Annotated in this window: 31 protein-coding genes and 1 pseudogene; 15 read left to right on the forward strand and 17 right to left on the reverse strand. The window is 68.7% G+C overall.

The genetic code is table 11. The annotated features are described in order from the left end of the window. Positions 1-83 precede the first annotated feature (83 nt). Positions 84-542 carry a DUF805 domain-containing protein gene (locus ACN2C8_RS12815; RefSeq protein ID WP_419252143.1) on the forward strand — a complete coding sequence of 153 codons (459 nt, stop codon included), beginning with the start codon at positions 84-86 and terminating at the stop codon, positions 540-542. 139 nt (positions 543-681) lie between these two features. Here the strand turns inward: ACN2C8_RS12815 and ACN2C8_RS12820 are convergent, their stop codons facing one another. The 7 genes from ACN2C8_RS12820 to ACN2C8_RS12850 form a co-directional block, all read right to left on the reverse strand. Beyond that, positions 682-1,191 (reverse strand): phage tail tape measure protein, encoded by a 510-nt coding sequence (locus tag ACN2C8_RS12820; RefSeq protein WP_419252144.1) that lies wholly within the window; start codon positions 1,189-1,191, stop codon positions 682-684. After that, positions 1,188-1,370, reverse strand: a complete 183-nt coding sequence (locus ACN2C8_RS12825) for a phage tail assembly chaperone (protein WP_419252145.1) — start codon at positions 1,368-1,370, stop codon at positions 1,188-1,190. Before ACN2C8_RS12825 ends, ACN2C8_RS12820 begins: the two co-directional genes overlap by 4 nt. Further along, positions 1,367-1,642, reverse strand: a complete 276-nt coding sequence (locus ACN2C8_RS12830; RefSeq protein ID WP_419252146.1) for a GTA-gp10 family protein — start codon at positions 1,640-1,642, stop codon at positions 1,367-1,369. Before ACN2C8_RS12830 ends, ACN2C8_RS12825 begins: the two co-directional genes overlap by 4 nt. A gap of 133 nt (positions 1,643-1,775) precedes the next feature. Then, on the reverse strand, positions 1,776-2,192 hold the full coding sequence (locus ACN2C8_RS12835) for a phage major tail protein, TP901-1 family (RefSeq protein WP_419252147.1): 417 nt from the start codon (positions 2,190-2,192) through the stop codon (positions 1,776-1,778). Positions 2,193-2,209: 17 nt separating this feature from the next. After that, entirely contained in the window at positions 2,210-2,599 is a 390-nt protein-coding gene (locus tag ACN2C8_RS12840) for a DUF3168 domain-containing protein (protein WP_419252148.1), read from the reverse strand. Then, on the reverse strand, positions 2,596-2,865 hold the full coding sequence (locus ACN2C8_RS12845; RefSeq protein ID WP_419252149.1) for a head-tail connector protein: 270 nt from the start codon (positions 2,863-2,865) through the stop codon (positions 2,596-2,598). The genes ACN2C8_RS12840 and ACN2C8_RS12845 overlap by 4 nt, the downstream gene beginning before the upstream one ends. Positions 2,866-3,040: 175 nt before the next feature. Beyond that, positions 3,041-4,261, reverse strand: a complete 1,221-nt coding sequence (locus ACN2C8_RS12850) for a phage major capsid protein (protein WP_419252150.1) — start codon at positions 4,259-4,261, stop codon at positions 3,041-3,043. A 298-nt stretch (positions 4,262-4,559) separates the two neighbouring features. On the opposite strand from ACN2C8_RS12850, the gene ACN2C8_RS12855 reads away from it, so the two are divergent. Then, positions 4,560-4,919, forward strand: coding sequence for a hypothetical protein (locus tag ACN2C8_RS12855; RefSeq protein ID WP_419252151.1), 360 nt, complete (start codon positions 4,560-4,562; stop codon positions 4,917-4,919). An 11-nt stretch (positions 4,920-4,930) separates the two neighbouring features. Here ACN2C8_RS12855 and ACN2C8_RS12860 read toward each other — a convergent pair whose 3' ends face one another. From ACN2C8_RS12860 to ACN2C8_RS12870, 3 genes and pseudogenes are all read right to left on the reverse strand, one after another. Continuing rightward, entirely contained in the window at positions 4,931-5,350 is a 420-nt protein-coding gene (locus tag ACN2C8_RS12860; RefSeq protein ID WP_419252152.1) for an HK97 family phage prohead protease, read from the reverse strand. Next, positions 5,347-5,595, reverse strand: coding sequence for a hypothetical protein (locus ACN2C8_RS12865; protein WP_419252153.1), 249 nt, complete (start codon positions 5,593-5,595; stop codon positions 5,347-5,349). The genes ACN2C8_RS12860 and ACN2C8_RS12865 overlap by 4 nt, the downstream gene beginning before the upstream one ends. A 162-nt stretch (positions 5,596-5,757) precedes the next feature. Next, positions 5,758-7,031 (reverse strand): annotated as a pseudogene (locus ACN2C8_RS12870) (phage portal protein). Here ACN2C8_RS12870 and ACN2C8_RS12875 point away from each other — a divergent pair. Continuing rightward, positions 7,030-7,473: an endonuclease domain-containing protein gene (locus ACN2C8_RS12875; protein WP_419252154.1), complete on the forward strand. Its 444-nt coding sequence runs from the start codon at positions 7,030-7,032 to the stop codon at positions 7,471-7,473. The pseudogene ACN2C8_RS12870 and the gene ACN2C8_RS12875 overlap by 2 nt on opposite strands. A gap of 23 nt (positions 7,474-7,496) precedes the next feature. Here the strand turns inward: ACN2C8_RS12875 and ACN2C8_RS12880 are convergent, their stop codons facing one another. The 3 genes from ACN2C8_RS12880 to ACN2C8_RS12890 form a co-directional block, all read right to left on the reverse strand. Then, a complete protein-coding gene (locus tag ACN2C8_RS12880; RefSeq protein ID WP_419252155.1) occupies positions 7,497-8,744 on the reverse strand; it encodes a DNA-packaging protein in 1,248 nt (415 codons plus the stop codon). Further along, a complete protein-coding gene (locus tag ACN2C8_RS12885) occupies positions 8,632-9,078 on the reverse strand; it encodes a hypothetical protein (protein WP_419252156.1) in 447 nt (148 codons plus the stop codon). Before ACN2C8_RS12885 ends, ACN2C8_RS12880 begins: the two co-directional genes overlap by 113 nt. Before the next feature lie 353 nt (positions 9,079-9,431). Further along, a complete protein-coding gene (locus tag ACN2C8_RS12890) occupies positions 9,432-9,920 on the reverse strand; it encodes a YcgN family cysteine cluster protein (RefSeq protein ID WP_419252157.1) in 489 nt (162 codons plus the stop codon). A 54-nt stretch (positions 9,921-9,974) separates the two neighbouring features. Here ACN2C8_RS12890 and ACN2C8_RS12895 point away from each other — a divergent pair, with 54 nt between their 5' ends. Continuing rightward, positions 9,975-12,143, forward strand: coding sequence for a transglycosylase domain-containing protein (locus ACN2C8_RS12895; protein ID WP_419252158.1), 2,169 nt, complete (start codon positions 9,975-9,977; stop codon positions 12,141-12,143). Positions 12,144-12,244: 101 nt separating this feature from the next. Continuing rightward, positions 12,245-13,012, forward strand: a complete 768-nt coding sequence (locus ACN2C8_RS12900; RefSeq protein ID WP_419252159.1) for an SDR family NAD(P)-dependent oxidoreductase — start codon at positions 12,245-12,247, stop codon at positions 13,010-13,012. A gap of 154 nt (positions 13,013-13,166) precedes the next feature. On the opposite strand, the gene ACN2C8_RS12905 is transcribed toward ACN2C8_RS12900, so the two are convergent. Then, entirely contained in the window at positions 13,167-14,045 is an 879-nt protein-coding gene (locus tag ACN2C8_RS12905; protein ID WP_419252160.1) for an oxygenase MpaB family protein, read from the reverse strand. 133 nt (positions 14,046-14,178) lie between these two features. Here ACN2C8_RS12905 and rutB point away from each other — a divergent pair, with 133 nt between their 5' ends. The 4 genes from rutB (at position 14,179) to rutA (ending at position 17,480) form a co-directional block, all read left to right on the forward strand. Further along, the gene (gene rutB, locus ACN2C8_RS12910) at positions 14,179-14,883 is read left to right on the forward strand and encodes a pyrimidine utilization protein B (RefSeq protein WP_419255881.1); all 705 of its coding nucleotides are present in this window, start codon (positions 14,179-14,181) and stop codon (positions 14,881-14,883) included. 184 nt (positions 14,884-15,067) lie between these two features. Then, positions 15,068-15,457: a pyrimidine utilization protein C gene (gene rutC / locus ACN2C8_RS12915; protein WP_419252161.1), complete on the forward strand. Its 390-nt coding sequence runs from the start codon at positions 15,068-15,070 to the stop codon at positions 15,455-15,457. Beyond that, positions 15,454-16,266, forward strand: a complete 813-nt coding sequence (rutD, locus tag ACN2C8_RS12920; RefSeq protein ID WP_419255882.1) for a pyrimidine utilization protein D — start codon at positions 15,454-15,456, stop codon at positions 16,264-16,266. The genes rutC and rutD overlap by 4 nt, the downstream gene beginning before the upstream one ends. Positions 16,267-16,421: 155 nt before the next feature. Continuing rightward, a complete protein-coding gene (gene rutA, locus ACN2C8_RS12925; protein WP_419252162.1) occupies positions 16,422-17,480 on the forward strand; it encodes a pyrimidine utilization protein A in 1,059 nt (352 codons plus the stop codon). Between the two features lie 126 nt (positions 17,481-17,606). Here the strand turns inward: rutA and ACN2C8_RS12930 are convergent, their stop codons facing one another. Then, a complete protein-coding gene (locus ACN2C8_RS12930; protein WP_419252163.1) occupies positions 17,607-18,104 on the reverse strand; it encodes an FKBP-type peptidyl-prolyl cis-trans isomerase in 498 nt (165 codons plus the stop codon). Between the two features lie 264 nt (positions 18,105-18,368). Here ACN2C8_RS12930 and ACN2C8_RS12935 point away from each other — a divergent pair, with 264 nt between their 5' ends. Together ACN2C8_RS12935 and ACN2C8_RS12940 are read left to right on the forward strand one after the other, a co-directional pair. Next, on the forward strand, positions 18,369-18,500 hold the full coding sequence (locus tag ACN2C8_RS12935; protein ID WP_419252164.1) for a hypothetical protein: 132 nt from the start codon (positions 18,369-18,371) through the stop codon (positions 18,498-18,500). A gap of 280 nt (positions 18,501-18,780) precedes the next feature. Then, positions 18,781-21,315: a cation-translocating P-type ATPase gene (locus tag ACN2C8_RS12940; protein WP_419252165.1), complete on the forward strand. Its 2,535-nt coding sequence runs from the start codon at positions 18,781-18,783 to the stop codon at positions 21,313-21,315. Here ACN2C8_RS12940 and selD read toward each other — a convergent pair. Continuing rightward, positions 21,308-22,375: a selenide, water dikinase SelD gene (gene selD, locus ACN2C8_RS12945; RefSeq protein WP_419252166.1), complete on the reverse strand. Its 1,068-nt coding sequence runs from the start codon at positions 22,373-22,375 to the stop codon at positions 21,308-21,310. The genes ACN2C8_RS12940 and selD overlap by 8 nt on opposite strands. A 157-nt stretch (positions 22,376-22,532) precedes the next feature. On the opposite strand from selD, the gene mnmH reads away from it, so the two are divergent. From mnmH to ACN2C8_RS12965, 4 genes are all read left to right on the forward strand, one after another. Next, positions 22,533-23,600 carry a tRNA 2-selenouridine(34) synthase MnmH gene (gene mnmH / locus ACN2C8_RS12950; RefSeq protein ID WP_419252167.1) on the forward strand — a complete coding sequence of 356 codons (1,068 nt, stop codon included), beginning with the start codon at positions 22,533-22,535 and terminating at the stop codon, positions 23,598-23,600. Between the two features lie 152 nt (positions 23,601-23,752). Continuing rightward, positions 23,753-24,205 carry a MaoC family dehydratase gene (locus tag ACN2C8_RS12955; RefSeq protein WP_419252168.1) on the forward strand — a complete coding sequence of 151 codons (453 nt, stop codon included), beginning with the start codon at positions 23,753-23,755 and terminating at the stop codon, positions 24,203-24,205. Positions 24,206-24,307: 102 nt separating this feature from the next. Beyond that, entirely contained in the window at positions 24,308-25,048 is a 741-nt protein-coding gene (locus ACN2C8_RS12960) for a DUF1353 domain-containing protein (RefSeq protein WP_419252169.1), read from the forward strand. A gap of 125 nt (positions 25,049-25,173) precedes the next feature. Further along, a complete protein-coding gene (locus ACN2C8_RS12965) occupies positions 25,174-25,527 on the forward strand; it encodes a response regulator (protein WP_419252170.1) in 354 nt (117 codons plus the stop codon). Positions 25,528-25,561: 34 nt separating this feature from the next. Here ACN2C8_RS12965 and ACN2C8_RS12970 read toward each other — a convergent pair whose 3' ends face one another. After that, complete coding sequence (locus ACN2C8_RS12970) at positions 25,562-26,083, reverse strand: histidine phosphatase family protein (RefSeq protein WP_419252171.1); 522 nt, start codon at positions 26,081-26,083, stop codon at positions 25,562-25,564. Between the last annotated feature and the right edge of the window lie 27 nt (positions 26,084-26,110).

Genomic DNA, 26,110 nt, shown 5'->3' on the forward strand with positions numbered 1-26,110 from the left:
CGTATGAGGCAACACCTGAAGCGCGATGGCCGGCGAAACCGGCTTCCACTTTCGGCTATCGCGTTTTGGAACTGGAGACCGTCATGGACTGGAAGAACCTGTTTTTCTCGGCCGAAGGCCGCATCGGCCGTCAGGCGTTCTGGATCGGCTGGCTGTGCCTGCTGGGCGCCAACGTCGTGGCCGGCTGGGTGCCGTTCTTTGGTTGGGCGCTGTCGCTGGCCTCGATCTGGTGCTCGATCTGCATCCACACCAAGCGCCTGCACGACATGGGTCAGACCGGCTGGTGGCAGGTTCTGCCCTGGGTGTTCGGCCCGATCCTGGTGTTCGGCTCGGCCATCTCGATCGGCGTCTCGGCGGCCCTGGCGGCCATCGGCAACGGCGAGCCCGACCTGGCGGCGATCGCCGCTCTGGGCGGCTTCTTCATCTCGCTGTTCGTCGCCTTCGCGGTGTGGCTGGCCTTCACCCTGTGGGTCGGCTTCAGCACCGGCCAGCCCGGCGACAACAAGTACGGCCTGGCGCCGACGACGGCGGTGGCGATCTAGGAAAACCCCCTTCCCCCTTTGATGGGGGAAGGGTCGGGGATGGGGGTGACGCCACGTCGGAAGCGGGCTCGGCTTGCGTGAAATCCGCCGCCGCATCACCCCCAACCCTGCCCTTCCCCCATCGAGGGGGAAGGGTTCTTCATAGCCCCCTCGCCCCCAAACTCACCGCCCGCGCCAAAGCCTGGGCCAGCTGAGCATCCGACCGCGCAAGACCCGCCGCGTCGCCGCCCTGCACATTGACCGTCACCGACACGCCACCGCCGCCCAGCGGCTCGACCGAGCCTGCGGCGGACGGCCGAAACACCTCGGGCCCGCGCTCGCCGACCAGATAGGCCCCGCCCGCCGTGACCGGGCCGCCATCAGCCCGCCCGCCGGCAAAGACGCCGGACACCGCCTCCGCCAGACCGCCACCCTTCATCGCCGCCCCGGCCGCGCCGATCACCGCGCGCGCCAGTTCGGCCAGCGAGATCTCGCCGTCGGCGGCCGCCTGGGCCAGAGACCTGGCCAAGCTGGAGCCCGCCCGGGCGAAAGCCTCCTCGATGGACGAGGCGGCGCGCTGGGCCGGAGCTTTCAGGGCCTCCAGCGCGGCGGCGGCCTCGGCCGCGCGGGCGGGGACGGACGACAGGCCGTCGGTGTCGAAACCGCTCATGGCGGGGTCTCCTCATCGGGAAAGCGGGCGATCAGGGCGTCCAGGGACGGACGGGTCAGGACCGGCGCGTCGGGCGCAGCGGTCAGCATCCGCCATTCGCGCAGGGACAGCCGCCAGAAGGCTTGCGGCGGGATATTCAGCCGGACAGCCAGCCGCAGGGCCTCGGGCCAGCGGGTCATGCTGACGCCGCCAGGGCAGCGGCCACGGCGGCGACGGCTTCGGGGATCGTCACGGCGTCGAGGTCAACCGGCTCGCCCTCGATCAGGGCGGCCAGCACGGCCAGCAGTTCACGAGCCGACAGGGTCTCCATCCGGGCCGGCAACTCGCGCCAGTCGGTGAGGTTCAGCGCCCCTTCGATGCGGGCCAGCGCGCCCAGGGTCAGGCACAGGCGGCGCGGGAAGCCGGCCAGGTGGACGGTGACCTCGCCTCGGGCGGGGTTTGGGGGTGGCATGGGATGCGCCTTTCAAGTCCTCCCCCTGAAGGGGGAGGGGTCGGCGGAGCCGACGGAGGGGGAAGTGGCCGGCGTGGGATGACTTCCCCCTCCGGCCCCTTCGGGCCGCCTCCCCCATTAGGGGGAGGACTTGTCAGATCGCCGTGAACGTCACCGCGCCGGCCGACGCCAGGCTCAGCGCGAACGCCGCCTCGCCGTCGTGGTCGCCGGCATAGTCCAGGGCCGCGACCAGGAACGGCCCTTCCAGCTGGCCAAAGTCAGGGATCACCAGCCGCCAGGTGCGCGCCGACTGGTCGAAGAAGCTCTGGCGCACCTGGGCGTCCGAGGCCGCGTCGCGAAACACGCCCGCGCCCGAGACGGCGCACGAGCGCACGCCGGCCCCGGCCAGCAGTTCACGCCAGCGGCCGGTGCTGTCGCTGTCTGTGGTGTCGATGCTGCGGGCGTTGAGGCTGATGGTCCGGGCCCTCAGGCCAGCGACCGTGACGAAGGTCGGGGTGGGCGCCCCGTCGCTGATCTTCAGCAGGATATCCTTGCCGGCTTGAGCGGCCATGGGTGGGCTCCGTAGGACTAGAGGGGTTCGGTCACTGCTCGCACGCGCACGATGCCGAGGGTCAGCTCGCGGTCGGCGGCGGGGAAGACGTCGGCATAGGCCACGCGCAGATTGACCAGCCGTCGGCCGACGATGGTCGGGCGGGCGTCGTGGATCACAGCGCGGACGGCGGCGACCACGGCTCTGGCCTCCTCCGGCCCGCCGAATTTCGAGACGCAGGTCAGGGTCAGCAGGTGTTCGACCACCTCGCCCTCGACGATGCGGCTCTCGGTGCGGCTGACGGCCAGGCAGGGATAGGTCGGCACGCGGGGGGCGCGGGCATAGATCCGCTGGCCAAGGATGGCGGTGATGGCCGGCGCGGCCTTGAGGGCGACGACGAGGCCGTCGGCCAGGGCTTGATCGCTCACAGGCGAGCCTTTCGATAAGGGGCCAGCCACGGCTCGACCAGGGCCAGCGAGGGCTCGCCGGTTTCGCGGTGCGCATGGGCGTGGGCGACCAGGGTCAGGATCGCCAGCCGCAGGGGCGCCGGGCTGGCGGGGGACAGGGTCAGGCCGGTGGCGGCGGCGACACGAGCCTCGGCGGCGTCGATCAGCAGGGTGATCGTGGCGTCCTCCGAGGCGTCGGACGCGCGCAGAAACGCCCGGGCCTCGGCCAGGGTGAGAGATTGGGGCATGTTGGGGGTCTCGACTTGTCCTTCTCCCCTTGCGGGAGAAGGTGTCGCCGTGAGGCGACGGATGAGGGGTCGCGCGGTCTTTCAGGTGATCGCGAAGCAGATCGGACAGGTCACAGAGACCCCTCATCCGACCTGCTTCGCAGGCCACCTTCTCCCGCAAGGGGAGAAGGAAAACCTAGCTCACCGCGAACTTCAGCAGCTTGACCGCATCGAAGTTCTGCACCCCGCCGCCGACGCGCTTGGTGGTGTAGAACAGCACGTGCGGCTTGGCCGAATAGGGGTCGCGCAGCACCCGCACGCCGGCGCGGTCGGTGATCAGATAGCCTTTTTCGAAGTCGCCGAACGCCAGCGACAGGCTATTGGCGGCCACATCGGGCATGGCCTCGATCTCGGTGACCGGATAGCCGAGCAGGCTGGCCGACTGGCCCGGCTGCAGGGCCGCGTTCCAGATATAGTTGCCCTGGGCGTCCTTGAACTTGCGCACGACGCTGACCGTGCGGCGGTTCATCACGAAGCGGCCGTTCTGGCGGTACTGGGATTTGGTCGCGTAGATCAGGTCGATCAGCTTGTCGGTGGGATTGGCGGCCGCGAAACCGCCGGCGACGCCCGTGGCGAGGTAGCCCATCTGGCCCCAGCTGTACGACGCGTCCGGCGCGGCGGTGTAGGCCAGCAGGCCCTTGGGCTTGTTGACGCCGTCGCCGCTGATGAAGGCCGTGGTCTCCTGGGCGGCGAAGGCGTCCTGCACCTCCTCGGCCAGCCACTCGTCGATGCTGACATAGGCGTCGTCCAGCAGGGCCTGGGTGGCGGCCGGGCTGGCATAGAGCTCGCCGGCCGGGAAATCGATCACGTCGAGCGTAGGGGCCGTGGTCTCGGGGCGCGCGGCGGTCTCGGCCACCCAGGCGGCGGCCAGGCCGGCGGGCGACACCGGCTTGCGGAACGTGCCGGCGCTGATGGTGCGCACCTGGCAGATTTCTCGCATGGGGCTGGTCGCCGCCAGGCGACGCAGGATCGACCGCTCCAGTTCGGGCGGGGCGACATAGCCGCCGGCCGTGGCCACGCCCGCCGACAGGCCCTTGGCTTCCAGCAGCAGAGCGGGGGTCTCGCCGGTCTTGATGTAGCGGTCGAAGGCGGCCTTGCGCTCGTCGACATGCGCCAGCGGCGCGTCACCGGCCAGGGACGGCCTGCGGCTGTCGGCCAGCACGCGGTCCAGGCGGTCCTGAGCCCGCGAAACGGCCTCGTCGATGCGGCTGACCTTTTCCTCCAGCAGCACGTCGGCCCGCTTGGTTTCGATGGCGGCCAGACGCTGGTCGTTGGCGGCCTTGAAGGCCTCGAACGCGGCCAGCACCTCATGCATCATCGCGCCCGGCGAGGCCGGGGCGTGTTTGGTCTCTTTCATGGAGTTCTCCGGTTTTTGGAACGGTGGATGCTCCCCCTCCGGGGGAGCTGTCGGCGGAGCCGACTGAGGGGGCCATCTGGGCGAATGCCGAGCTGCCCCCTCCGGCCCTCTGGGCCACCTCCCCCGGAGGGGGAGGATCTCTTAGTCAGGCGCCGACCACGGTCAGCCGGGCGCCGGGCAGCATCGGGAAGGTCCCGACCTTTCCGGGCATTTACACAGCGCGTAGCTCAGTTGCGCGCTGTCCCTCAGACGCGCGTTCAGCGTAGAAACACGCTGAAGCGAGATTGGGAGAAACGAAGTGGGACAAAAGGTTTTGGAGGTCGTGCGCCCCGTTTTGCGAGAAGCTTACGACCTGGTCCTAGCGCAGTGGCCCGAGATCATTGTCGCGGGCGACAAGACCTTTCACCTGAACGACGGCTGCAACATGCGTACTCTGAACGACACGCATTTTCCGATCGAGGACTGGGCTACCCAGACGGCGTTTCGCGAAGAGATCGACCAAATCATTGGCTCGGTCGAATGGTGCGTCTTCCAGGCGATTCATGGCGCGTTGCAAAACCTGACGAGCTTGAGGAAAGCCGATCTGGATTTCGAAGCCTTCGTGTCCCGCTTCGACGGCCATCCCAACTACAGGGTGGTTTCCGAAGTCGCAGGCTAGGGCGCCATCGCTCATTCGAGCGCACGCACTCGTAGCCGCGCGCCGGGTAACATTGGAAAAGTCACCACCGACACCTCCCACAGCTCCACCCGCTTCAGCACCCGCAGGCTGCCGTCCTGCCGCGCCTTGACCTGGCGAAAGCCGATGGAGAGGCCGTCCAGCGCCCCGGCCTCGACCAGGGCCGCGACCAGCCTGCCGCGCGGCGTCGCGCGCAGGATCCGCCCACGGACGAATAGGCCCTTGGCGTCCTCGACGATCTCGTCCCAGACGCCGACGGGCTCGGCGTCGTCATGCTGGTGCAGCATCTTGACGCCCGCCGCGCCGCTCGCGGCCAGGCTGCCCTCGAAGGCCCCGGCGGCGGTGACGTCGTCATTGAGGTCGCGGGTCCAGAACAGCGAGGCGTAACCCTCGATCTTCAGCGCGTCGCTCATCGGTCGCGCTCCAGCCGGGTTTCGATGCGGGCCAGCGACGCGCGGGCGGCGGTCGCCTGTTCCTCCAGCCGGGCCAGGCGCTCGGCGACGGGGGCCTGGGTGTCGAGGCGCTTGTGCATCTCGTCGATCCGGGCCGAGGCGCGCCCGGCCCACATCAGGGCGGCGGCGGCCTGCAGGGCGACGGCTACGATCAGGGCGACCGAGATCTGGCGGTCCAGCCGCCAGCGGCTTTGGGTGGTGGTCATGGGGAAACTCCTCCCTTCCCCCTTGATGGGGGAAGGGCTGGGGATGGGGGTGAACGCGCAGCGTTCAGCGGCTTTCGGGGGAACGCGGTGATGGAGGGGTCTGCGGCCGACGCCGTAGTCACCCCCATCCCAACCCTTCCCCCATCCGCCGACGGGAAGGGCTTAACCGTCCAGCCCCGCCAACCTTCTCCGCTCCTCCGGCGTCAGAAAGCTGGCGGCGTCCAGCCGGGCCCAAAGCGTGTCGCGTTCGGCCGACAGGGCCGGCACGGCGTCGAGGTCCGGCGCGATCCGGGCGCCGGGGAACTTGACCGCCAGCCACGCCGTCATGGCCCGCGCCGCCCGCTCGACCAGCGGCACCACGGTGTGGCGCCAGAAGGCGGCATTGGCCTCGCGATAGTTGGCGTAGGTGGCGTCGCCGGGAATGCCCAGCAGCTGGGGCGGCACGCCGAAAGCCAGGGCGATCTCGCGGGCCGCGGCGTGCTTGCCGTCGGTGAAGTCCATCTCGGCCGGGGTCAGGGACATGGCCCGCCAGTCGAGGCCCCCTTCCAGCAGCAGCGGCCGGCCGGCGTTGTCCGCCCCCGAATGGACCGAGGACAGCTCGGCCTTCAGCCGGTCGAACTGCTCTTCGGAGAGCCGGTCACCCGCGTCACGGTTCGAATAGACCAGCGCCCCGGACGGCCTGGCCGAATTGTCCAGCAGCGCCTTGTTCCAGGCGCTGGAGGCGTTGTGCACATCGATGGCGAAGGCCGCCGCCTCCAGCGGCGACAGGCCGTAGTGATCACTGGTCGGGTTGAACAGCTTCAGGTGCAGCACCGGCAACCAGCCGTCGGCGTCGCGCCCGATCCGCGCCGTGCGCCCGCCGGCCTGGTAGTCATAGGCCAGCGGCCAGCCGCGCGGGCCGGGCACCAGGGTCATGCGGTCGGGGCGCAGGGCGTAGAGCTCGCCGGGCTGCTGGCCGTCGCCGGCCGCTTCCAGATAGGCGTTGCCGGCCGTCTGCAGGGTTCCGAAGAACGCCTCCATCAGATCGGGCCCGCCCTGCTCGGGATTGGGTGTCCGCAGCAGCGTCTGCAGCGGGTGGTCGGGCGCGCGCCGGCCGTCGGCGAACACCACCAGCGGCGTCGCGGCGGCGGCCTCGGCGATCATCCGCACGCAGCGATAGACGACGGGGTTCTTGGCGAAGCCTTCGCTGGCCAGGGCCGCATAGTCGCGCGGCGTCCATTGCGGCCGCCCGCCCGTGGTCAGGGCGATGAGCCGGGCGGCGCGGGAGTCTTTCAGCTCTCGCCCGGACTGGGGCGGGCGGGGTTTTCGGAACAGGGGCATGGAGCCTCTCAGTTGAGAACGGGCAGTAAACATGTTAGGGTTGTTTTGAGATAGATCCTCCCCCTCCGGGGGAGGTGGCCCGGAGGGCCGGAGGGGGCAGCGCGGGAGGCGCAGATGAGGGCTTCACTGGAGCGACGGCTGACCGCCCAGCGCTTCCGAGGAGAGCTGACCCTTCCAGAGGTCTTGCTCTGGCTGAACCTGAAGGGACGCAGACTGAACGGCCTGCACTTTCGCCGACAGCATCCGATCGGCCCCTACATCCTGGATTTCTATTGCGACGAGCGCCGCTTGGCCGTGGAGGTCGATGGCGAACAACACGCCTTGGGCGACCACCCCGAAAGGGATGTCGTCCGTGATCTTTGGCTGGCGGAGCGCGGTATCGCGACCCTTCGCATCACCGCGCGGGACGTGCTGGCTTCGCCAGACGGGGCGGCGTTGAGCATTCTGGAGTATCTCGGTGCTTGCCCCCTCCGGCCCTCCGGGCCACCTCCCCCAGAGGGGGAGGAGCTGCGCCGCGCTGATGCTCCCCCTCTGGGGGAGCTGTCGCGGAGCGACTGAGGGGGCGGCGCCGACTTTTCCGACTAGAGCGTCCGCAACCGCGGCGCCCGCCCCACGCCCAAAATCAACTCACTCACCGCCCAGACCAGCGCATCAGCCCGGTCAGGACTGTGGCCCAGATCCCCGGTCCCCAGCGCCATCAGCTCCTCCTCCAGCGCCGGGAAGGCGCCGCAGTGAACCACCCGGCCCTGCTCGTACAGGGCCGCCACCGGCTCGGCCCGGGCCCGTTTGCCGATCGAGGCGCGGACCAGTTTCACCGCGCAGGGCGGGTCGGCCTGAACCAGCACCGCGCGGACCATGTCGCCGCCCTGGTTGGCCTCGGCCACCAGGGCGTGGGCGCGAAAGTCATGCGCCGCCGCCACCGCCTGCCGGGCCCAGCCGTTGGGCGACAGGCCCTTGGCCGAGCGGTCGGCCAGCACGAAGGCCCTGCCGTCCAGCTTGCCCACAACCACGATCCCGCAGGCGTCGCCTGTGGCCGTGGCCGGCGGGTCGACCGCCACCACCACCCGGTCAAACCGGGCGGGCAAGGCGCCGCGACAACGGGCCAGATCCTCGGCGCGAAACAGGCCGCCCTCGTCTTCGACGATGACGCCGTCCAGCTCCTGGGCCGCCAGGCGGGTGCCGCCATAGAGCGCCTGCAGAGTGGACAGAAACGCCGGCGCGAGATTGTCGGCATTCGCCGCCGTGCCGGCCCTCGTGACCGCGACGCCGGGTTCGGCGATCAGGGTCTTGAGCGCCCGGATCGGCCGGGGCGTTGTGGTGACCACCAGCCTCGGATCCTCGCCCAGCCGCAGGCCAAACCGCAGCATGGCCAGGGTCTGGGCCGGCTTGGGCCAGGCGCAGAACTCGTCGGCCCAGGCGGCGTGGAACTGCGGGCCGCGCAGACCGTCGGGGTCTTCGGCCGAAAAGGCGTAGGCGACGGCGCCGCTCTTCCACACCAATCTCTTGCGGGTGGTTTCCCAGCGAGGCCGATCATCGTGGGGCGAGAGCGCCATGAGGCCCGAAGGCCCCTCGATCATCACCTCGCGCACGTCATGAAAGGTGGGGCCGACCAGGGCGATGCTCAGCGGCTGGCCGATGAGGCCGGCAACCCAGCTGGCCCCGGCGAAGGTCTTGCCCGCGCCGCGTCCGCCCAGGAACAGCCAGGCCGACCAGGGGTCAGCCGGGGGGCGCTGGTGGCGTTCCGTCGGACGGAGGCTGCGCAGGCAGGCCGCGACCAGGTCCGGCGGCGTCTTCTCCAGCCACGTGTTTAGTTTCTCGGGAGGCGACAAGCTTAGCCATGCGTCGGCGGACGTCGGCATGAAGCTCGGCGATACGTTCGGATGTCCAGTCGGATCGGTCATTCATCGGGATCTCCTCGGGATCCGACGAGGCGGCGCGCGACGGCAGGGCGGTGATCGCCGCCACCGCGCGTGTTCCGGTCTCGCGGAAAAGTTTCAGGGCTCGACCGGCGCGCGCCATCTGCTCGGCGGTCTTCAGGCGAGCGACGGGTGGGTCGCTCGTGGTGGTCTCGCAGGCCGCCACGGCCGCCTCGACATAGTAGGCGGTGACCAGGTCCTGCACATAGGCAAGGGCGGCTTCGATCTCTTCGCTTCTGTGGGCCATGACACAAAGATACAGGACCAGCGGGCGCCTCTGATCCAGAGGCGCGAGAAAGTTTCAAGTTGTTGATTTCGCTGCACTCAATTCGCTGAACGCAGAGGATAGAGGGCAGCGTATCCCCGTGGTCGGGCCCAGCGGCGCTGAATACGCGGGACTATGGGGCCGTGCGCTGGGAAGCCTGACGGGCCAGGAATCTGTGGATAACTTTGGAGGATGACGCCTTCCCTCTCCCCTTGCGGGAGAGGGTGGCCCGCGAAGCGGGTCGGGTGAGGGGTCGCACGGGCCTTTCCGAGAGGGCTTTCAACCCCTCATCCGGCGCTGCGCGCCACCTTCTCCCGCAAGGGGAGAAGGGCCCCCTACCCCTCTTCCGGCTCGTAATACTCGTCCCCGCGATCGACCATCAGGTCGGTGGCCACGAAGTCCATGGCGTCCTCGGGGTGCTCGAACGACAGCTCGCTGACGGTCTGGTCGCGGACTGAGATGCCCTGCTTGTGGGTGCTGTCGGGGTCGCCGGTGACCAGCGGATGCCAGTCAGGCAGGGTCTTGCCCTCGTGCAGGCGGCGATAGGCGCAGGAGGGGGGCATCCACTCCAGCTCCTCGATATTGTGCGGGGTCAGCTTGATGCAGTCAGGCACCGTCTTGCGGCGGTTTGCGTAGTCCTTGCAGCTGCATTTGTGCTCGTCGAACAGCTGGCAGTGCACGCGGGTGGGAATGACCTCGCCGGAATCTTCGTCTTCGAAGCGAACCAGGCAGCAAAGCCCGCAGCCATCGCATAGACTCTCCCACTCGGGGACGGTCATCTGCTGGAGGGACTTCGTCTCCCAGAAAGGTTTGCGCACCATCATGCGCGCGTCCTAAACCGGATTTAGGCTGAGACCAAACAGGGCCGTATCGAAACCGTGAACGACTGGACGCTTCCCCCGTACCGTTTCGAAGAAGGCTCCAAGCCTCCGCAGAAGCCGGAGGTGTCGTTTGGCGCGCCTCCGCCTCCCCCACCCGAAGACCCGTTCGCGCTCAAGCCGCCGCCCGAACCCGAACCCGAACCCGAACCCGAAGAACCCTTCCGCGCCGATCTGGCCCACCTCAAGGCCGGCAAAAAGGCCAAACGCTTCGGCTGGGTCTGGAAGACCCTGCTGGTCGGGGTGTTGCTGGGCGTTCTGACCGTGGCCGGCGGGGCCGGCTATGTGTGGTGGAAATATCTGCGCGACACGCCAAAGCTGCCCACCCGCGAGGCCCTGTTCGCCGTCAACCGCGCCCCGGGCATCCGCTTTGAGGACAAGAACGGCCAGGTGATCGCCACCCGCGGTCCGCGCTATGGCCAGCGCGTGACCCTGGGCGGCCTGCCCAACTATGTGCCCCTGGCCTTCATGGCCGCCGAGGACCGCCGGTTCTACCAGCACGGCCCGATCGACCTGCGCGGCATCGGCCGGGCGGCGCTCGTCAACTGGAAGGCCGGCCGCACCGTCCAGGGCGCCTCCACCCTCAGCCAGCAACTGGCCAAGGGCCTGTTCCTGACGCCTGACCGCACGGTCAAGCGCAAGCTGCAGGAAATGGTCATGGCCCGCGAGCTGGAGAAGGTCCTGACCAAGGACGAGGTGCTGGAGCTGTACCTCAACCGGGTGTTCTTCGGGGCCAACACCTTTGGCGTCGACGGGGCCAGCCGCACCTATTTCGGCAAGCCGGCCAGCCAGCTGACCCTGTCCGAAGCCGCCCTGCTCGCTTCCCTGCCCAAGGCGCCCTCGCGCCTGGCCCTGACCCGCGACATGAGCGGGGCCCTGGCCCGCTCGCGACTGGTCCTGGCCAATATGCGCAAGGAGGGCTGGATCACCGCCGAGCAGGAAAGCCGGGCGCTTGATGACACCCCGCGCCTGTCGCCCCTGGCCGTGCAGGACGAGGGCAATTACGGCTGGGTGCTGGACTATGCCACCAGCGAGGCCGTGCGGATCGCCGGCCAGAACGCGCCCGATCTGGTGGTTCGCCTGACTATCGACCCCCTGCTGCAAAAGCTGGGTTCGGAGACCGTGCGCCAGGCCATCGCCTTTGACGGCGAGCGAGCCGGGGCCGGACAGGCCGCCCTGCTGTCGCTGTCCGCCGACGGCGCCGTGCGGGCCATGGTGGGCGGCACCGACTATATCGAAAGCCCCTTCAACCGGGCGGTCCAGGCGCGTCGCCAGCCGGGCTCCACCTTCAAGCCGTTCATCTATGCCGCCGCCCTCGACAAGGGGGTTTTGCCGACCGATATCCGCGTCGACGCCCCGGTGAAGTTCGGCGACTGGGCCCCGGAAAACTATGCCGGCGGCTATCGCGGTCCGATGACTGTGGAACAGGCCCTGGTCAATTCCACCAACACCATCGCCGTGAAACTGGGCCAGGAAGCCGGCGGTCCGGCGATCGGCGAGCTGGTCCGGCGCTTTGGCATCACGACCCTGCCGCCCAGCCCCGATCTGTCGGTGGCGCTGGGCTCGTACGAGGTCAGCCTGCTGCAGCTGACCTCGGCTTTCCAGGTGTTCCAGCAGGGCGGCAACCGGCTTGAGCCCTATGTGATCGAGAGCATCGTCACCCAGGGCGGGGCGCCGGTTTTCGCCCGTCAGACCGCACCGACGCCGCTGGCGGTCTATGACCTCGCCCGGGCCTCGATGATGGTCAAGATGATGAAGAAGGTCGTCACCGAAGGCACCGCCAAGCGCGCCGCCTTCGGCCGTCCGGTGGCGGGCAAGACCGGCACCAGCCAGAACTGGCGCGACGCCTGGTTCGTGGGCTTCACCCCCGACTATGTCACCGGCGTCTGGGTGGGCAATGACAACGACAAGCCGATGAACAAGGTGGTCGGCGGCGACATGCCGGCCAGCATCTGGCGGCGGTTCATGCTCACCGCCCACCAGAACCTGGCCGTGCGCGACTTCCCGTGGCTGTTGCCCGATCCGGCCCCGGAGAGCGAGCCTGACCCGCGCAACGGCTACTATGAGACCCTGGCGGCGGAGTTTGGCCGGGTCGCGGCGGAGCTGGACGCGGTGGCCAATCCGCCCGCCGAGCCGACGCAGCCGGGACCCGAGGATCTGCCTTACTAGATTTCCCTCTCCCCTTGCGGGAGAGGGGCTCCCCAACGGCGCCCTCGACATCCAGCCCTCCCGCCGCCACCTTCCCGGCCACACCTCGGGGAGACCAGACCATGACCGACCAGACCCTTGCCGGCCGCACCGTGCTGGTGACCGGCGCCTCATCGGGCATCGGCGCCCATCTGGCCCTGGCGGCCTCGCAGGCCGGCGCACGTGTGGCCCTGGCGGCGCGGCGCACCGACCGTCTGGCTGACCTGGTCGACCAGATCCAGGCCGCCGGCGGCAAGGCCCTGGCCGTGGCCATGGATGTCGAGGACGAGGCCTCGGTGATCGCCGCCTATGACGCCGTCGAGGTTGGACTGGGGGTCGTGGATTCCGTGATCGCCAATGCCGGGATCAGCATGCAGGGCTCGGCCCTCGACATCGCCATCGACGACTTCGACAAGGTGCTGGCGGTCAATACCCGGGGCATGTTCCTGACCGCCCGCGAAGGCGCCCGGCGGATGATCGCGGCGGGCTCTCCGGCCAGCGGTCGCGGCCGGGTGCTGCTGGTCGCCTCGATCGGGGCGCACAAGGTTTTGCCGGGCCTGACGGCCTATTGCACGTCCAAGGCCGGCACGGCGATGATGGGCAAGAGCCTGGCCCGCGAATGGGCCCGCAAGGGCATCAATGTCAACGTCCTCTGCCCCGGCTATATCCGCACCGAGCTCAACAGCGACTGGTTCGACCAGGAGGGTGGGACGAGGCTGATCGCCAGCTTCCCGCGCAAGCGGCTGATGGCCGAAAGCGACCTGGCGCCCATGGCCCTGCACCTGTGCGCTGACGCCTCGGCGACGATCACCGGCGGGGTGTTCACGGTGGATGACGGTCAGTCGCTGTAGGACTTCAGACGCCGGACGCCCCCTCCGTCACGCTGCATATCTGCAGCGCGCCACCTCCCCCGCAAGCGGGGCAGGAGGTGCGGCTTTTCTTCTCCTGCCCCGTGAAACGGGGGAGGTGGCACGGCGCGGATACGCGACGTGACTGAGGGGGCGCTTAGCGCTTCCGATACAGCCAATCCCCCGGCAGCCCCATCCGCACACAGGCCCGGGCCGGCGGTGCTTCGGGCACGGCGATACGGTCCGACAAACGCCCGGCCAGGGCGATGGCCTTGAGCTCAAACGGCCTCGGCAGCCACTCCGCCCCCAAACCCAGCACCTCTCGCACCTGCGCCGGCACCAGCCCCACCGCCGCCCGGATCAGGGGGCGCTGCAGCCGGCTGACCGGCCCCGGTGCGATCTTGGTCTCCCGCATCAGGGTCAGGAACTCCAGCACGATCTCCGAGGCCTCCAGGCGCGGCAGCATGGCCGCCAGCTGCCGCTCCCAGGCCGCCCGCGAGGTCGGCGCGCCCACCGCCCCATACAGCGCCGCCGCCGGGGCGGCCTCGGCGTAGAACTGGTCCTTTTCGGCGTCGCTCAGGGGCGAGGCCAGGGCGCTGTAGGCCTCCATGAACCCGAAACTGGCGGTGGCCTGCACCCAGTTGAGCAGCTCGACATCGTCAGCCCGATAGGCCTGGCCGTCAGGGGTCTGGCCGCTGACCCGGGCGTGCTGGCGCCCTACCCCGGCGATCATCGCCTCGGCTGTCGACCGCGCCCCATAGACCGTGACCATGGCCGCCAGACCCGTGCGTTTCAGCCGTCCCAGCGGATCTGTGCGGAAGGTCGAATGGTCCCAGACGCCCGAGCGCACGCGGGGCTCGGCCAGTTCCAGAATGACCGCCGTCACCCCGCCGACAAACAGGGCGATGGGGTTCTTGAACACCCGCCATGACACCGAGTCCGCCGCCGCCAGGGCGGGCTCGCCGGCCGGGACGGTGAAGTCCACACGCGGCCCGCCGGGCGTTTCGATCAGGTTTCGAACGGATCGTGTCAGCATGGCCGCTAAACGCGCGAGGCGGGCTTGACGAACAGGGCGCGGGTCGTCGTCATCGTCTGCCCGATCTCCACCGCGCGTCGCGCTTCCAGGATGGTATGGCATGGCTTCCGATCCCGACAAGGCCCGCGCGCGCATGACGCCCTTGTCGCCCAACACTGTCATGTTGCCGGCCCGGCCCGAGCCGATCCCTGTCGATCCCAGAACCACCGCCGTGATCGTCATCGACATGCAGAACGCCTATGCGTCGCCGGGCGGCTATCTGGATCTGGCCGGGTTTGACATCAGCGGCGCGGTGGCTGTGATTGAACAGATCCAGGGGATCCTGCCCGTGGCCCGCGCGGCCGGCATGCAGGTGATCTATTTCCAGAACGGCTGGGACGACCAGTATGTCGAGGCTGGCGGCCCCGGCTCGCCCAACTGGTGGAAATCCAACGCCTTAAAGACCATGCGCGCCAGGCCCGAACTGCAGGGCAAGCTGCTGGCGCGCGGCCAGTGGGACTATGAGCTGGTCGACGCCCTGAAGCCCGAACCGGGCGATATCCGCCTGCACAAGACCCGCTATTCTGGTTTCTTCAACAGCCAGTTGGACAGCGTGCTGCGGGCCCGCAGCATCCGGCATCTGGTGTTCGTCGGCATCGCCACCAATGTCTGTGTGGAGTCGACGCTGAGGGACGGCTTCATGCTGGAATATTTCGGCACCGTGCTGGAGGACGCCACCCATCAGGCGGGCCCCGACTTCGTGCAGAAGGCGGCGCTGTTCAACATCGAGACCTTCTTCGGCTGGGTCTCGACGACGGCGGATTTCAAGGGCGCGTTTGGACAGCTGGCGCCGGGGTAAATGCTAAATTTTTCCGTCATCCCGGGACTTGTTCCCGGGACCCATGGTTCAGCTTCATCGAGAGAGTTCTTTCCGGCTGAGCCTTCGCGGCGGACAGATGGGTCCCGGGAACAAGTCCCGGGATGACGGTAGTTTTGAATTCGTATGCTCTAGCCCTCACCGGGTTTGAAAGAGGATCACCACCATGCCCAAGACCGTCATCATCCCGCCCGGCACGGGCACACCCATCGCCCCGTTCTCGCCCGGCACCCTGGCCGACGGCGTCGTCTACGTCTCGGGCACCCTGGCCTTCGACAAGGACAACAATGTCGCCCATGTCGGCGACGCCGAGGCCCAGACCCGGCAGGTGCTGGAGACCATCAAGTCGGTGATCGAAACCGCCGGCGGCACGATGGACGACGTGACCATGAACCACATCTTCCTCAAGGACTGGGCCGACTATCAGACCATCAACAAGGTCTATGCCGAGTACTTCCCAGGCGAGAAACCGGCCCGCTATTGCATCCAGTGCGGCCTGGTGCAGCCCGATTTCCTGGTCGAGATCGCCAGCGTCGCCCATATCGGCAAGCGATAGGCCGCATGACCTCCGGGACCGTCGACGGCCTGCACTACGAACTGCACGGCGGCCCCCTGGCCGGCCGCACGGCGGTGATCCTGTCGTCAGGCCTGGGCGGCTCGGGCGCGTTCTGGGCGCCGCAGATGGAGGCCCTGACCGCGAAGTTTCCGGTGGTGCTCTATGACCATCGGGGCACGGGCCGCAGCGTTCGCGCGCTGACCCAGCCACACTCCGTGCAGGCCATGGCCGACGACATCGTCAAGGTCATGGACGCCCTGGGCCTGGCCCGCGCCCATGTCGTGGGTCACGCGGCCGGCGGCAATGCGGGGTTGGCCATGGCGCTGTCGCACCCCGATCGCCTCGCCAAACTGGTGGTGGTCAATGGGTGGTCGCGACCCGATCCGCACATCCAGCGCTGTTTCGACAGCCGCATCCACCTGCTGAACGACAGCGGGGTTGAGGCCTATGTCCACGCCCAGCCGATCTTCCTCTATCCGGCCAGTTGGCTGTCGGAGAACCACGACCGGCTGCAGGCCGAGGAGCCGCATCACGTCGCCAGTTTCCCGCCCCGCGATGTGGTGCTGGCCCGCATCCGGGCCCTGCTGGCGTTCGACATCGACGCGCGCCTGGGCGAGATCCCGCATCCGGTTCTGGTCAGCGCCAGCGCCGACGACATGCTGGTTCCGGTCGGCTGCTCGATGCGCCTGGCCGAGGGCCTGCCCAACGCCCAGCTGGAGGTCGCCCCCTGGGGCGGCCACGGGTTTACGGTGACCGATCCGGAGACGTTCAATGCGGCCTTGCTGGGCTTTCTGGTGGGGGACGAATGAGCCTCAACCAGATCCTCCCCCTCTGGGGGAGGTGGCCCGGAGGGCCGGAGGGGGCCAACCCGGCCTAGGCCACATTAGCCCCCTCAGTCGGCACCGCCGACAGCTCCCCCCACAGGGGGGCATCTTCGCGACATTCCCAAACAGGACACACCCCCATGCAGGTCGGCGTCTTTATCCCCATCGGCAACAACGGCTGGCTCATCTCCGAGACCTCGCCGCAGTACATGCCCAGCTTCGAGCTGAACAAGACCATCGTCCAGAAGGCCGAGAGCTATGGTTTCGACTTCGCACTGTCGATGATCAAGCTGCGCGGGTTTGGCGGGAAGACGCAGTTCTGGGAGCACAATCTCGAAAGCTTCACCCTGATGGCCGGTCTGGCGGCCGTGACCACAAAGATCAAGATCTTCGCCACCGTCGCCACCCTGACCATCCCGCCGGCCATCGCCGCGCGGATGGCCTCGACCATCGACAGCATCGCCCCGGGCCGCTTTGGCCTGAACCTTGTCACCGGCTGGCAGAAGGCCGAGTACAGCCAGATGGGCCTGTGGCCGGGCGAGGCGCACTATACCGACCGCTACAACTACCTGGCCGAATACACGACCGTGCTGAAGGACCTGCTGGAGACCGGCGTCTCGGACTTCAAGGGCCAGTACTTCCAGATGGAGGACTGCCGGGTCAGTCCGCATCCGAAAGAGACCAAGCTGATCTGCGCCGGCTCGTCCAACGAGGGCCTGGCCTTCACCGCGCAATATGCCGACTACAGCTTTGCCCTGGGCAAGGGCACCAACACCCCCACCGCCTTCGGCTCGGTCAATGACCGTCTGAAGGCCGCCGCCGACAAGACCGGCCGGGATGTGGCCAGCTTCATTCTGTTCATGATCATCGCCGACGAGACCGACGAGAAAGCCATGGCGAAATGGCAGCTCTATCGCGAGGGCGCCGACCAGGAGGCCCTGACCTGGCTGACCCAGCAGGCGGCCCCCAACGCGGCGGCGGGCGCGACAACCAACACCGCCCAACTGGCGGCCCCCGAGTCGGCCGTGAACCTCAACATGGGCACCCTGGTCGGGTCCTATGAGAGCGTGGCGCGGATGCTGGACGAGGTGGCCGCGGTGCCGGGCACGGCCGGGGTGCTGCTGACCTTCGATGACTTCGTCGAGGGGGTGGAGAACTTCGGGACGAAGATCCAGCCGCTGATGAAGAGCCGGAACTAAAGCCCTCCCCCTGAAGGGGGAGGCGGCCGGAGGCCGGTGGGGGAAGGCGGCAATGACTCAGCAGTCACTTCCCCCTCCGTCGCCTGCGGCGACACCTCCCCCGCTAGGGGGAGGACTTGATCGCCCCTAATCCACCGCCAGCATGCCCAGCAGCTGCAGTCGGAACGTCATCACGCTACCCGCCGGGATCGGCCCGACATCGCGGTCGCCATAGCCCAGCTCGGGCGGCACATAGAGCACCCACTCGTCGCCGACCTTCATCATCGGCAGGGCTTCCAGCCAGGCCTGGACAAGGCCTTCCAGCGGCATGATCGCCGACTGCTTGCGCTCGAACGAACTGTCGAACACCGTGCCGTCCAGCAGCTTGCCCTCGTAATGCACCTTGATGATGTCGCCGGTCTTGGGCGACGGGCCGGTTTTGGGGCCCGAGGTCAGGACCTTGTACTGCAAGCCCGAGGGCAGAACGACCACGCCGGCCGCCTTGGCATTGCTCGCCAGGAAGGCCTGACCGGCTGTCGCACCGGCCGCAACACTGGCGGGCGCCGCGGCTGCGGGCGTCTGAGCGCAGGCCATCCCGCCCAGGGCCAGGGTCAAACCAAGGGTCAAACAGGCAAAACGAAGCATTCGGGGTCCTGACGAAGAATCTTTTTTCGGAACGGCAGACTAGTGGCTTTCCCTAAGGAAGCAACCTTTTCGGGGCTGGAAAATCCTATAAAAATCAATGACTTGATAGGAATTTTCATCAATCGGGCGAGTTAGCGGATCGAGTCAATCTCCATCTCACGACCACTTGTCGAGATTGTGACCGCTATTAACCAAGCATTAAGATGTTTTTTAGGTCACGGTTGCCCTCCCAAAGAGCCATCCGGCCAGAGAGGGAGGTACGACATGCCCAGACACACCGGCGCCTGCGCCGCCCAACGCCACTGGTGGCAACGCTATCCGATGTTCGCCCTGGCCGCCGGCTGGGTGGTGATCGGCGCGGTCATGATCGGCGGCGTTTCTCAGCTGCCCATCTAGCGGCTCAACCTAAACCCTCGATATCTCGCTGTGTGGCAGACGCTGCACGCCTTCCCTGTCGCTCGGGGCAGGACCATAGCGGCTGAGCGCTCCTCCCCGTCGCGAAGCGCACAGGGATAGACCAAAGGGCCCAGGCAGCGACTGCAGGCGGCGCACAGGCCGGCCTCAGCCCCGGACCGGGCGCCCGGCCCTGGCCTTTGCAAAGATGATCTGGCGCAAGGTGAGGTTCGACGCGTTGTAACAAGGTCCAGTTCGACCTCTGGAGCAACCGGGATGCCCCATGGCGCGAGATGACCTCGGCGGACTGACAACGACGCAGGCTGGCCAACGGCTGGCTGAGGTCGGCCCCAACGCCCTGCCCCAGGCCTCGGGCCGGGGCCTGGCCAGGATCGTGCTGGAGACCCTGCGCGAGCCGATGTTCCTGCTGCTGATCGGGGCGGCGGGCCTCTATCTGGTGCTGGGCGACTTGGGCGAAGGCCTGTTCCTGATGGCCGGGGCGATCGCCACCATCGGACTGGTCGTCCTGCAGGAGACCCGGAGCGAGAACGCGCTGTCGGCCCTGCGCGACCTGTCCCAACCCCAGGCCCGGGTGATGCGCGACGGGGTCGAGGTGCGGCTGGCCGCGCGCGACCTGGTTCCCGGCGACATCGTGCTGGTCGGCGAAGGCGAACGCCTGCCCGCCGACGGCGCCCTGCTGGCCGGCGGCGTGCTGAGCGTCGACGAGTCGGCGCTAACGGGCGAGTCCGCGCCAGTCTCCAAGCGCCCCCTGATCGACGGCGAAGCCGCCGACGCCGAGACCCAGCCCGGCGCAGAGACCGGACCCTATCTATTCTCGGGCACGCTGGTGGTTCGCGGCCAGGCCGTGGCGCGGATCGCCAGGACCGGCCCGCGCACGGCGCTGGGCAAGATCGGCGTCTCACTGGCGGCCATCGTGCAGGAGCCCACCCCGCTGCAGAAGACGGCGGGTCGGCTGGTCGCCCTGCTGGGCGTGCTGGCCATCGCCTTCTGCGTCGTCGTGGCGGTGGCCTATGGGCTGCTGCGCCAGGACTGGGTGGGTGGCGTGCTGGCCGGCATCACGGTCGCCATCGCCCTGATCCCCGAAGAGTTTCCCATGGTGCTGGCCGTCTTCCTGGCCCTGGGCGCCGGACGCCTGGCCCGGCACAAGGTGCTGGTGCGGCGCAGCGCGGTGATCGAGGCCCTGGGCGGCGCCTCGTTCCTGTGCGTCGACAAGACCGGCACCCTGACCGAGAACCGCATGCGCGTGGCCCGCCTGTGGACTCAGGACGAAGACCGCCTCATCGAGGGGAACGCCGCGCCCGCCGGAGCGGCGCTGGCCCTGCTGCACGCCGCCGGACTGGCCTGCGCCGTCCACCCTGTCGATCCGATGGACAAGGCTGTGCGGGCGCTGCTGGGGGCCTCGGATCCAACCGCCACCGACGCCTCGGCCGAACCGGAGCGGACCTGGCCCCTTCGTCCCGAGATGATGGCCATGATCCAGGTCTGGCGCGAACCGGGGGATCACTGGCGCGCTGCGGCCAAGGGCGCGCCCGAGGCGATCTTCCGGCTGTGCGGCCTGGCCGATGACCAGGCAGCCCGCCTGACCGGCGTGGTCGAGCAATTCGCCGTCCAGGGCCTGCGCGTGCTGGGGGTGGCGTCCTGCCAGACCCAGACGGCCTTTCCCGACGATCCGCAGGACGCGCCGTTCGCGTTCGCGGGCCTGATCGGTTTCCTCGACCCCATCCGCCCCGATGTCCCAGCAGCGCTGAAGCAGGCGCGGGAAGCGGGCATTTCGGTGCTCATGATCACGGGCGATCATCCCGCGACCGCCCTGGCCATCGCCGAGGCCGCCGGCCTGGACACCTGCGGCGGGGTCATGTTGGGCGACGAACTGACCGCGCTGGACGACGCCGCCCTGGCCGAACGCCTTCGCCAGACCCGGATCTTCGCCCGCATCATCCCCGAGCAGAAGCTGCGCATCGTCCAGGCCCTGAAACTGGACGGCCAGGTGGTGGCCATGACCGGCGACGGGGTCAATGACGCCCCGGCCCTGGAGGCGGCGCATATCGGCATCGCCATGGGGCAGAAGGGCACGGATGTCGCCCGCGAGGCCGCCGACCTGGTCATTCTCGACGACAGCTTCGCCTCGATCGTGGGCGGCGTGCGGCTGGGCCGGCGGATCTTCAATAACCTGCGCAAGGCGCTGGTCTATATCACCGCCATCCACGTGCCGATCGCCGGGGTGGCGCTGATCCCGATCGTCATGGGCCTGCCGCCCCTGCTCTATCCGATGCACGTGGTGTTTCTGGAACTGGTGATCGATCCGGTCTGCGCCATGGTGTTCGAGGCCGAGCCGGGCGGCGCCGAGGCGATGAAGTACCCGCCCAGACGCCCTGAAGAGCCGCTGTTTGGACCCCGCCAGCTGGGTCTGGCCCTGCTGCAGGGCGCCGGCGTTCTGGCCGGGGTGCTGGGGATCTATCTGTGGGCGCTGGACCATCATCCGGAGCATCAGGCCCGGGGCGCGGCCTTCCTGACCCTGGTGGCCGGCAACCTGATCCTGGCCCTGTCCGACGCCGCCTCGACCGGCGGCCGCCTGTTCGCGCCGCATCGCCGGATCTACTGGATCATCGCCTCGGTGGCGTCCGGCGTGCTGGCCCTGATCTTCGCCGTGCCGACCCTGGACGCCATCTTCAAGGTCGCGCCGCCGACGCCCGGCCTGCTGGCCGGCGCCCTGCTGGTGGCCCTGATCAGCGGCGGCTGGTTCGGACTGGTCCGCAAGCTGGGTCGCCGCCCGGCGCCCGGCGTCCGGGTCAGCTGAGGCCGCCCCGCACCCTCACCTGCGGCGCTCCGGCGATCATTTGCCCGACCACCCGAGCAGCGCCGAACCCCGCGTCGAGCACCTGGCGCAGGACCGCGTCAGCGGCCTCCGGCGCGACCGCGATCAGCAGGCCGCCGCTGGTCTGCGGGTCGGCCAGTAGGTCGCGTCGCCAATCTGGCGCGCCGGCGGGCATCTCAACCGAAGCGCCATAGCTGGCCCAGTTGCGCACCGCCGCCCCGGTGCGCACCCCGGCCTGCGCGAGCGCCGCGACTTCCGGCAACAGGACGGGCGCGTCGGCGTCCAGTTCGGCGGCCAGCCCGGCGCCCCGGCACATTTCCAGCAGGTGACCCAGCAGGCCAAAGCCGGTGACATCGGTGACGGCGTGGACGCCCGCCACCTCGCCCAGCCCCGCGCCGACCGTATTGAGCTGGGTCGTCGTGGCGATCAGGGCGCGGTAGCCATCGTCGGAAAGGCGCTGTTGCTTGAACGCCGCGCTCAGCACGCCCACGCCCAGGGCCTTGGTCAGGATCAGCACGTCGCCGGCCCGCGCGCCCCGGTTGGACAGCACGCGATCGGGATGGACCAGACCCAGGGCGACCAGGCCATAGATCGGCTCGACGCTGTCGATCGAGTGCCCCCCGGCGATCGGTACGCCCGCCGCCGCGCAGACCGAGGCCCCGCCGGCCAGGATCGCGCCGATGGTTTCGGTCGAAAGCCTGTCGATCGGCATGCCGACGATGGCCAGAGCGAAGATCGGCGTGGCCCCCATGGCGTAGACGTCCGACAGGGCATTGGTTGCGGCGATGCGGCCAAAATCATGGGGATCGTCGACCACGGGCATGAAGAAGTCGGTGGTGGCGACCAGGGCCTGCTGGTCGTTCAGCCGCCAGACGGCGGCGTCGTCCGAGGTCTCGGTTCCGACCATCAGGTTGGGAAACATACCGGCGGCCGGGGACTGGGCCAGAATCTCGCGCAGCACCGCCGGAGACAGCTTGCAGCCGCAACCGCCGCCATGGGCCAGTGAGGTCAGTCGAACGGGGTCGGACACGGGTTCTGGCAACGGGTGGCTCCTGGACGATCGCCCCCATACTCAGGGCGAGTCTGCTCGGGGGACCTTACGATTCCCCGACGCCTCGCGCATAGTCGCTCCCATAAAAAGCGGCGATGGCGAGATCCGGCAGTATGACAACCGACCTGTGGCGAAACCCCGAGCGGACATGAAGCCGCTTCAGGTCCTGAAATCCGCCGACCCCGCCGCCCTGGCGGCCTTTGACCAGATCATCGATGTGCGCAGCCCCGGCGAGTTCGCCCAGGATCACCTGCCCGGCGCCATAAACCTGCCGGTGCTCGATGACGCCCAGCGCGCCGAAGTTGGGACGATCTATGTCCAGGAGTCACGGCTGCGCGCCAACCGCATCGGCGCGGCCTATGTGGCCCGCAACATCGCCCATCACCTGGAAACCGCGCTGGCTGACCAGCCGGAGGGCTTCAGGCCGCTGGTCTATTGCTGGCGCGGCGGCCAGAGGTCCAACGCCATGGCCACCATCCTGCAGCGGGTGGGCTGGCAGACCGCCGTGCTGGACGGCGGATACCGGACCTATCGCCGCTGGGTTCAGGCCCGGCTGTATGACACGCCCTGCGATCTGGACCTGATCCTGCTGGATGGCGACACCGGCTCGGCCAAGACGGCGATCCTCGCCGCCCTGGCGCAGCGCGGCGTTCAGGTCGTCGACCTGGAGGGCCTGGCCTGCCATCGCGGCTCGCTGTTCGGCGCCCTGTCGGGACAGCCCCAGCCCGACCAGAAGGGCTTCGAGAGCCAGCTGGTCGCGGCGTTCGACGCGCTGGATCCGACCCGCCCGGTGGTGGTGGAGGCGGAGTCGAGCAAGATCGGCAACCGGGTCCTGCCGCCGATGCTGTGGGCGGCCATGCGCAAGGCCCCGCGCATCGAGGTCACCGCGCCCCTGGCGGAACGCGCCCGCTATCTGGTCGACGCCTATGGTGACATCACCGACCGGCGGGAGGCCCTGCTGGCGATCCTGGAGCGTCTGCCGATCCATCCCAGCCTGAGGCGGCTGGCAGCCTGGCGTGAAATGGTCGACCAGGGCGCCTTTGCCGATCTGGCCGAAGCCCTGATGGCCGCCCACTACGACCTGGCCTATGCGCGGGAGCGGCGAAAGTCCGATCAGCCGACCCTGGCCAGCATCGCCCTGGACCGTCTCGACCCCACCGCGCTGGATCTCGCGGCAGCCCGAATCCTCGAGGTGATCACGGCGTCTGGGCGCTGATCCCATCGCACAGCCTCCTCGCCCAGCCGCAAGCCCGCGCGGCTTACAGGCCTGCGCGTCCGAGATGCCGAAGCGGGGTCAGCGCCACGCCTTGCGGCCGTCTGCACGCATTTTCGCTGGTCATGGGGCCGCATCACCGCTAACCGGCCGGTATGATCCAACCTCACCTCTCAGGCGGCTATATCCTGGAAGAGCTTGTCGTCGGGATGGTCGCTGAAAAGCTCGTCACCGTCACGCAAGAGCGCATCCAACGGTTTGCCGAGGCCTCGGACGACTTCAATCCCGTTCACATGGACGAGGCCTTCGCGTCGCGGACCGCCTATCGCGGGCGCATCGCCCACGGCCTGCTCTCGGCCTCGTTCGGCTCGGCCGTGGTCGGCACGATCCTGCCGGGCGCCGGCGCAATCTATCTGAGCCAGACCCTGGCCTTCCACAGGCCGGTGCGTATCGGCGACGTCGTGGCGGCCCGGGTCACGGTGTCGGCCATCGACGAGGCCAGCGCGCGCGTTGTGCTGCGCTGCGCGGCCTATGTGGGCGACGACCTGGTCATGGATGGCGAGGCCACCGTCCGCGTGCCCCGCCGGCGCCGCCCGCCCAAGGCTTAGCCAGAGGGCTAGGACTTGTCGCCGCGCGCTCATGCCGCCTCGAAAGCGACACGGAAACGGTGCTATAGCCCCGCTCTCGTTCCGCACTAGCCGAAGACCGCCTTGCGCCCGATCAGAACCGCCCTCCTCGCCGCCTCCGCCCTGCTGGGAGCTTCGATCCTCGCCGGCTGCGCCACGCAGACCCACGAGACGGTCTACATCCCCGTGGTCGCGCCCACACCGCCCAGCTCGCTGACGCCGCAGCCGGTGGTGCTGTTCAACCAGACCAAGGCCGGCCGCAAGCTGTTCACCCTGGACGCCGAGTTCCCCTTCTGCGACGTCGAGACCGGCAAGGTGATCGTCGTGCCGCGCTGGTACGTCACCGACTTCGCCAGCGTGCCCTGGTATGGCCAAGGCTTCGTCGATCCGCAGGGTCCGACGGCCCGGGCCGCCATCGTCCATGACTGGCTGTATGCGGTGGGCGAGCCAGGCAAACGCGAAGAGGCCGACGCCATCTTCTACCGCGCCATGCTGCGCTATGGCGTCGCGCCCTTCCAGGCCAACATCGCCTATCAGGCCGTGCGGGCCGGCGGCGAGAAGGGCTATGGCCTGCCCGGCGACTGGTGGTTCATCGATCCCAAGCGCCAGGAACTGCGCCAGCCGCCGCCCTTCGCCAGGCCGCGCACCGGCGCGGTAAGGATCATGCCGCGCTGCGTAGGCTTTGGCCCCCTGATCCAGTCCGGCTGGCGCGCCTATCCGGTCAAGGCGCCCACGGTCTATGTCCCGCCGCCTGTGGTGGTGACCAAGACGCCGTTGGACCAGGTTAAGCAGAACCTGCCCTGGGGCGGCGACAAGAAGAAATAACGCCGGTCAGCGACCTTGGGTTTGATCCCGAAACGTATTTCGATTCACGTCACGCTTGCCTTTGACTGGAATCAGTTGACCAAGTGGTCTTGAGGGATATTCGAAACGGGTTACTCAAGATGGTATTGCGTCACGCTCTCATTATCGAAGACGAAATCCTAATCGCCATGGAGGTCGAAGCTCTGCTTCGCGAGCAGGGTTTCACCTCGGTCGACGTCGCCGACAACGCCCGTGAAGCCCTCGATCTGGCCCTACGCCGCAAGCCCGACCTGATCACCGCCGACTATCGCATCGTGGGCGGCACCGGCGAGGACGCGGTCCGCTCGATCATGGCCCATCTCGGCCCCATCCCGGTGGTCTATGTCACCGGCAACGCCTGTTCGATCTCAGCCGGCAGCACCAATCCGGTGGTGGAAAAGCCCGTGTCGCCGACGCGCCTGGCGCGAGCCTGTCAGGTGGCGATCCAGGCGGCGGCTTAAGGCGCCGAGAGCCTCTCTCTCCGCGAGAGGGATTTCAGCACGCCGCCGTCGGCGCGCCATACCGCGCATGCACCACCTTGGGCGCCGCGGCCCCGTCGAGCTGGATGACCGTCATCTGATCGTACTCGCAATCGGTCGGCGCCTGAGCGGCGGTGTCGCCGAGGGCACGGGCGATATTGGCGACGGTGTTGCTGTGGCCGACGATCAGGACAGTGGCGTCTGCCGGCGCGGTGCGAGCCTGGGCGGCGAGGCGCTGGGCGTGGGCCGCGTCGCCGCCGTCGAAGGGCACGGGGACCACCGCCACGCCGGCGGCCTGGGCAGTCGGTCCGGCCGTCTGTTGGGTGCGCTTGAGCGGGGTGGCCAACACCATGGCGACGCGGGCGCCGGAAAGCGCCTGGGCCAAAGCCTGGGCGCGGGCCTGGCCGGCCGCTGACAGGTCAGGATCACCGTTGGGCGCGACCTTCTCGCCGTGGCGGACAATCACCACCGTCTGGGCCAGGGCCGAGGAGGCGAACAGGACAGGCGCGAGGGCGACGGCGATGAGGCGACGGATCATGCCCCGACCCTAGCGGCGGGCTCCGGG

Source organism: Caulobacter sp. ErkDOM-C, from assembly GCF_048541825.1.
Lineage (GTDB): Bacteria > Pseudomonadota > Alphaproteobacteria > Caulobacterales > Caulobacteraceae > Caulobacter.

Bases quoted from the DNA above. Each gene is read 5' to 3' on its own strand.
- ACN2C8_RS12955 (WP_419252168.1), top strand. From the start codon at position 23,753: ATGATCCAACCTCACCTCTCAGGCGGCTATATCCTGGAAGAGCTTGTC.
- ACN2C8_RS12900 (WP_419252159.1), top strand. From the start codon at position 12,245: ATGACCGACCAGACCCTTGCCGGCCGCACCGTGCTGGTGACCGGCGCC.
- ACN2C8_RS12825 (WP_419252145.1), bottom strand. From the start codon at position 1,370: ATGACCCGCTGGCCCGAGGCCCTGCGGCTGGCTGTCCGGCTGAATATC.
- ACN2C8_RS12935 (WP_419252164.1), top strand. From the start codon at position 18,369: ATGCCCAGACACACCGGCGCCTGCGCCGCCCAACGCCACTGGTGGCAA.
- ACN2C8_RS12835 (WP_419252147.1), bottom strand. From the start codon at position 2,192: ATGGCCGCTCAAGCCGGCAAGGATATCCTGCTGAAGATCAGCGACGGG.
- ACN2C8_RS12885 (WP_419252156.1), bottom strand. From the start codon at position 9,078: ATGGCCCACAGAAGCGAAGAGATCGAAGCCGCCCTTGCCTATGTGCAG.
- ACN2C8_RS12865 (WP_419252153.1), bottom strand. From the start codon at position 5,595: ATGACCACCACCCAAAGCCGCTGGCGGCTGGACCGCCAGATCTCGGTC.
- ACN2C8_RS12845 (WP_419252149.1), bottom strand. From the start codon at position 2,865: ATGCCCCAATCTCTCACCCTGGCCGAGGCCCGGGCGTTTCTGCGCGCG.
- mnmH (WP_419252167.1), top strand. From the start codon at position 22,533: ATGAAGCCGCTTCAGGTCCTGAAATCCGCCGACCCCGCCGCCCTGGCG.
- ACN2C8_RS12815 (WP_419252143.1), top strand. From the start codon at position 84: ATGGACTGGAAGAACCTGTTTTTCTCGGCCGAAGGCCGCATCGGCCGT.
- rutB (WP_419255881.1), top strand. From the start codon at position 14,179: ATGACGCCCTTGTCGCCCAACACTGTCATGTTGCCGGCCCGGCCCGAG.
- ACN2C8_RS12905 (WP_419252160.1), bottom strand. From the start codon at position 14,045: ATGCTGACACGATCCGTTCGAAACCTGATCGAAACGCCCGGCGGGCCG.
- ACN2C8_RS12860 (WP_419252152.1), bottom strand. From the start codon at position 5,350: ATGAGCGACGCGCTGAAGATCGAGGGTTACGCCTCGCTGTTCTGGACC.
- ACN2C8_RS12890 (WP_419252157.1), bottom strand. From the start codon at position 9,920: ATGATGGTGCGCAAACCTTTCTGGGAGACGAAGTCCCTCCAGCAGATG.
- ACN2C8_RS12875 (WP_419252154.1), top strand. From the start codon at position 7,030: ATGAGGGCTTCACTGGAGCGACGGCTGACCGCCCAGCGCTTCCGAGGA.
- ACN2C8_RS12820 (WP_419252144.1), bottom strand. From the start codon at position 1,191: ATGAGCGGTTTCGACACCGACGGCCTGTCGTCCGTCCCCGCCCGCGCG.
- ACN2C8_RS12830 (WP_419252146.1), bottom strand. From the start codon at position 1,642: ATGCCACCCCCAAACCCCGCCCGAGGCGAGGTCACCGTCCACCTGGCC.
- ACN2C8_RS12940 (WP_419252165.1), top strand. From the start codon at position 18,781: ATGGCGCGAGATGACCTCGGCGGACTGACAACGACGCAGGCTGGCCAA.
- rutC (WP_419252161.1), top strand. From the start codon at position 15,068: ATGCCCAAGACCGTCATCATCCCGCCCGGCACGGGCACACCCATCGCC.
- ACN2C8_RS12930 (WP_419252163.1), bottom strand. From the start codon at position 18,104: ATGCTTCGTTTTGCCTGTTTGACCCTTGGTTTGACCCTGGCCCTGGGC.
- rutA (WP_419252162.1), top strand. From the start codon at position 16,422: ATGCAGGTCGGCGTCTTTATCCCCATCGGCAACAACGGCTGGCTCATC.
- ACN2C8_RS12850 (WP_419252150.1), bottom strand. From the start codon at position 4,261: ATGAAAGAGACCAAACACGCCCCGGCCTCGCCGGGCGCGATGATGCAT.
- ACN2C8_RS12970 (WP_419252171.1), bottom strand. From the start codon at position 26,083: ATGATCCGTCGCCTCATCGCCGTCGCCCTCGCGCCTGTCCTGTTCGCC.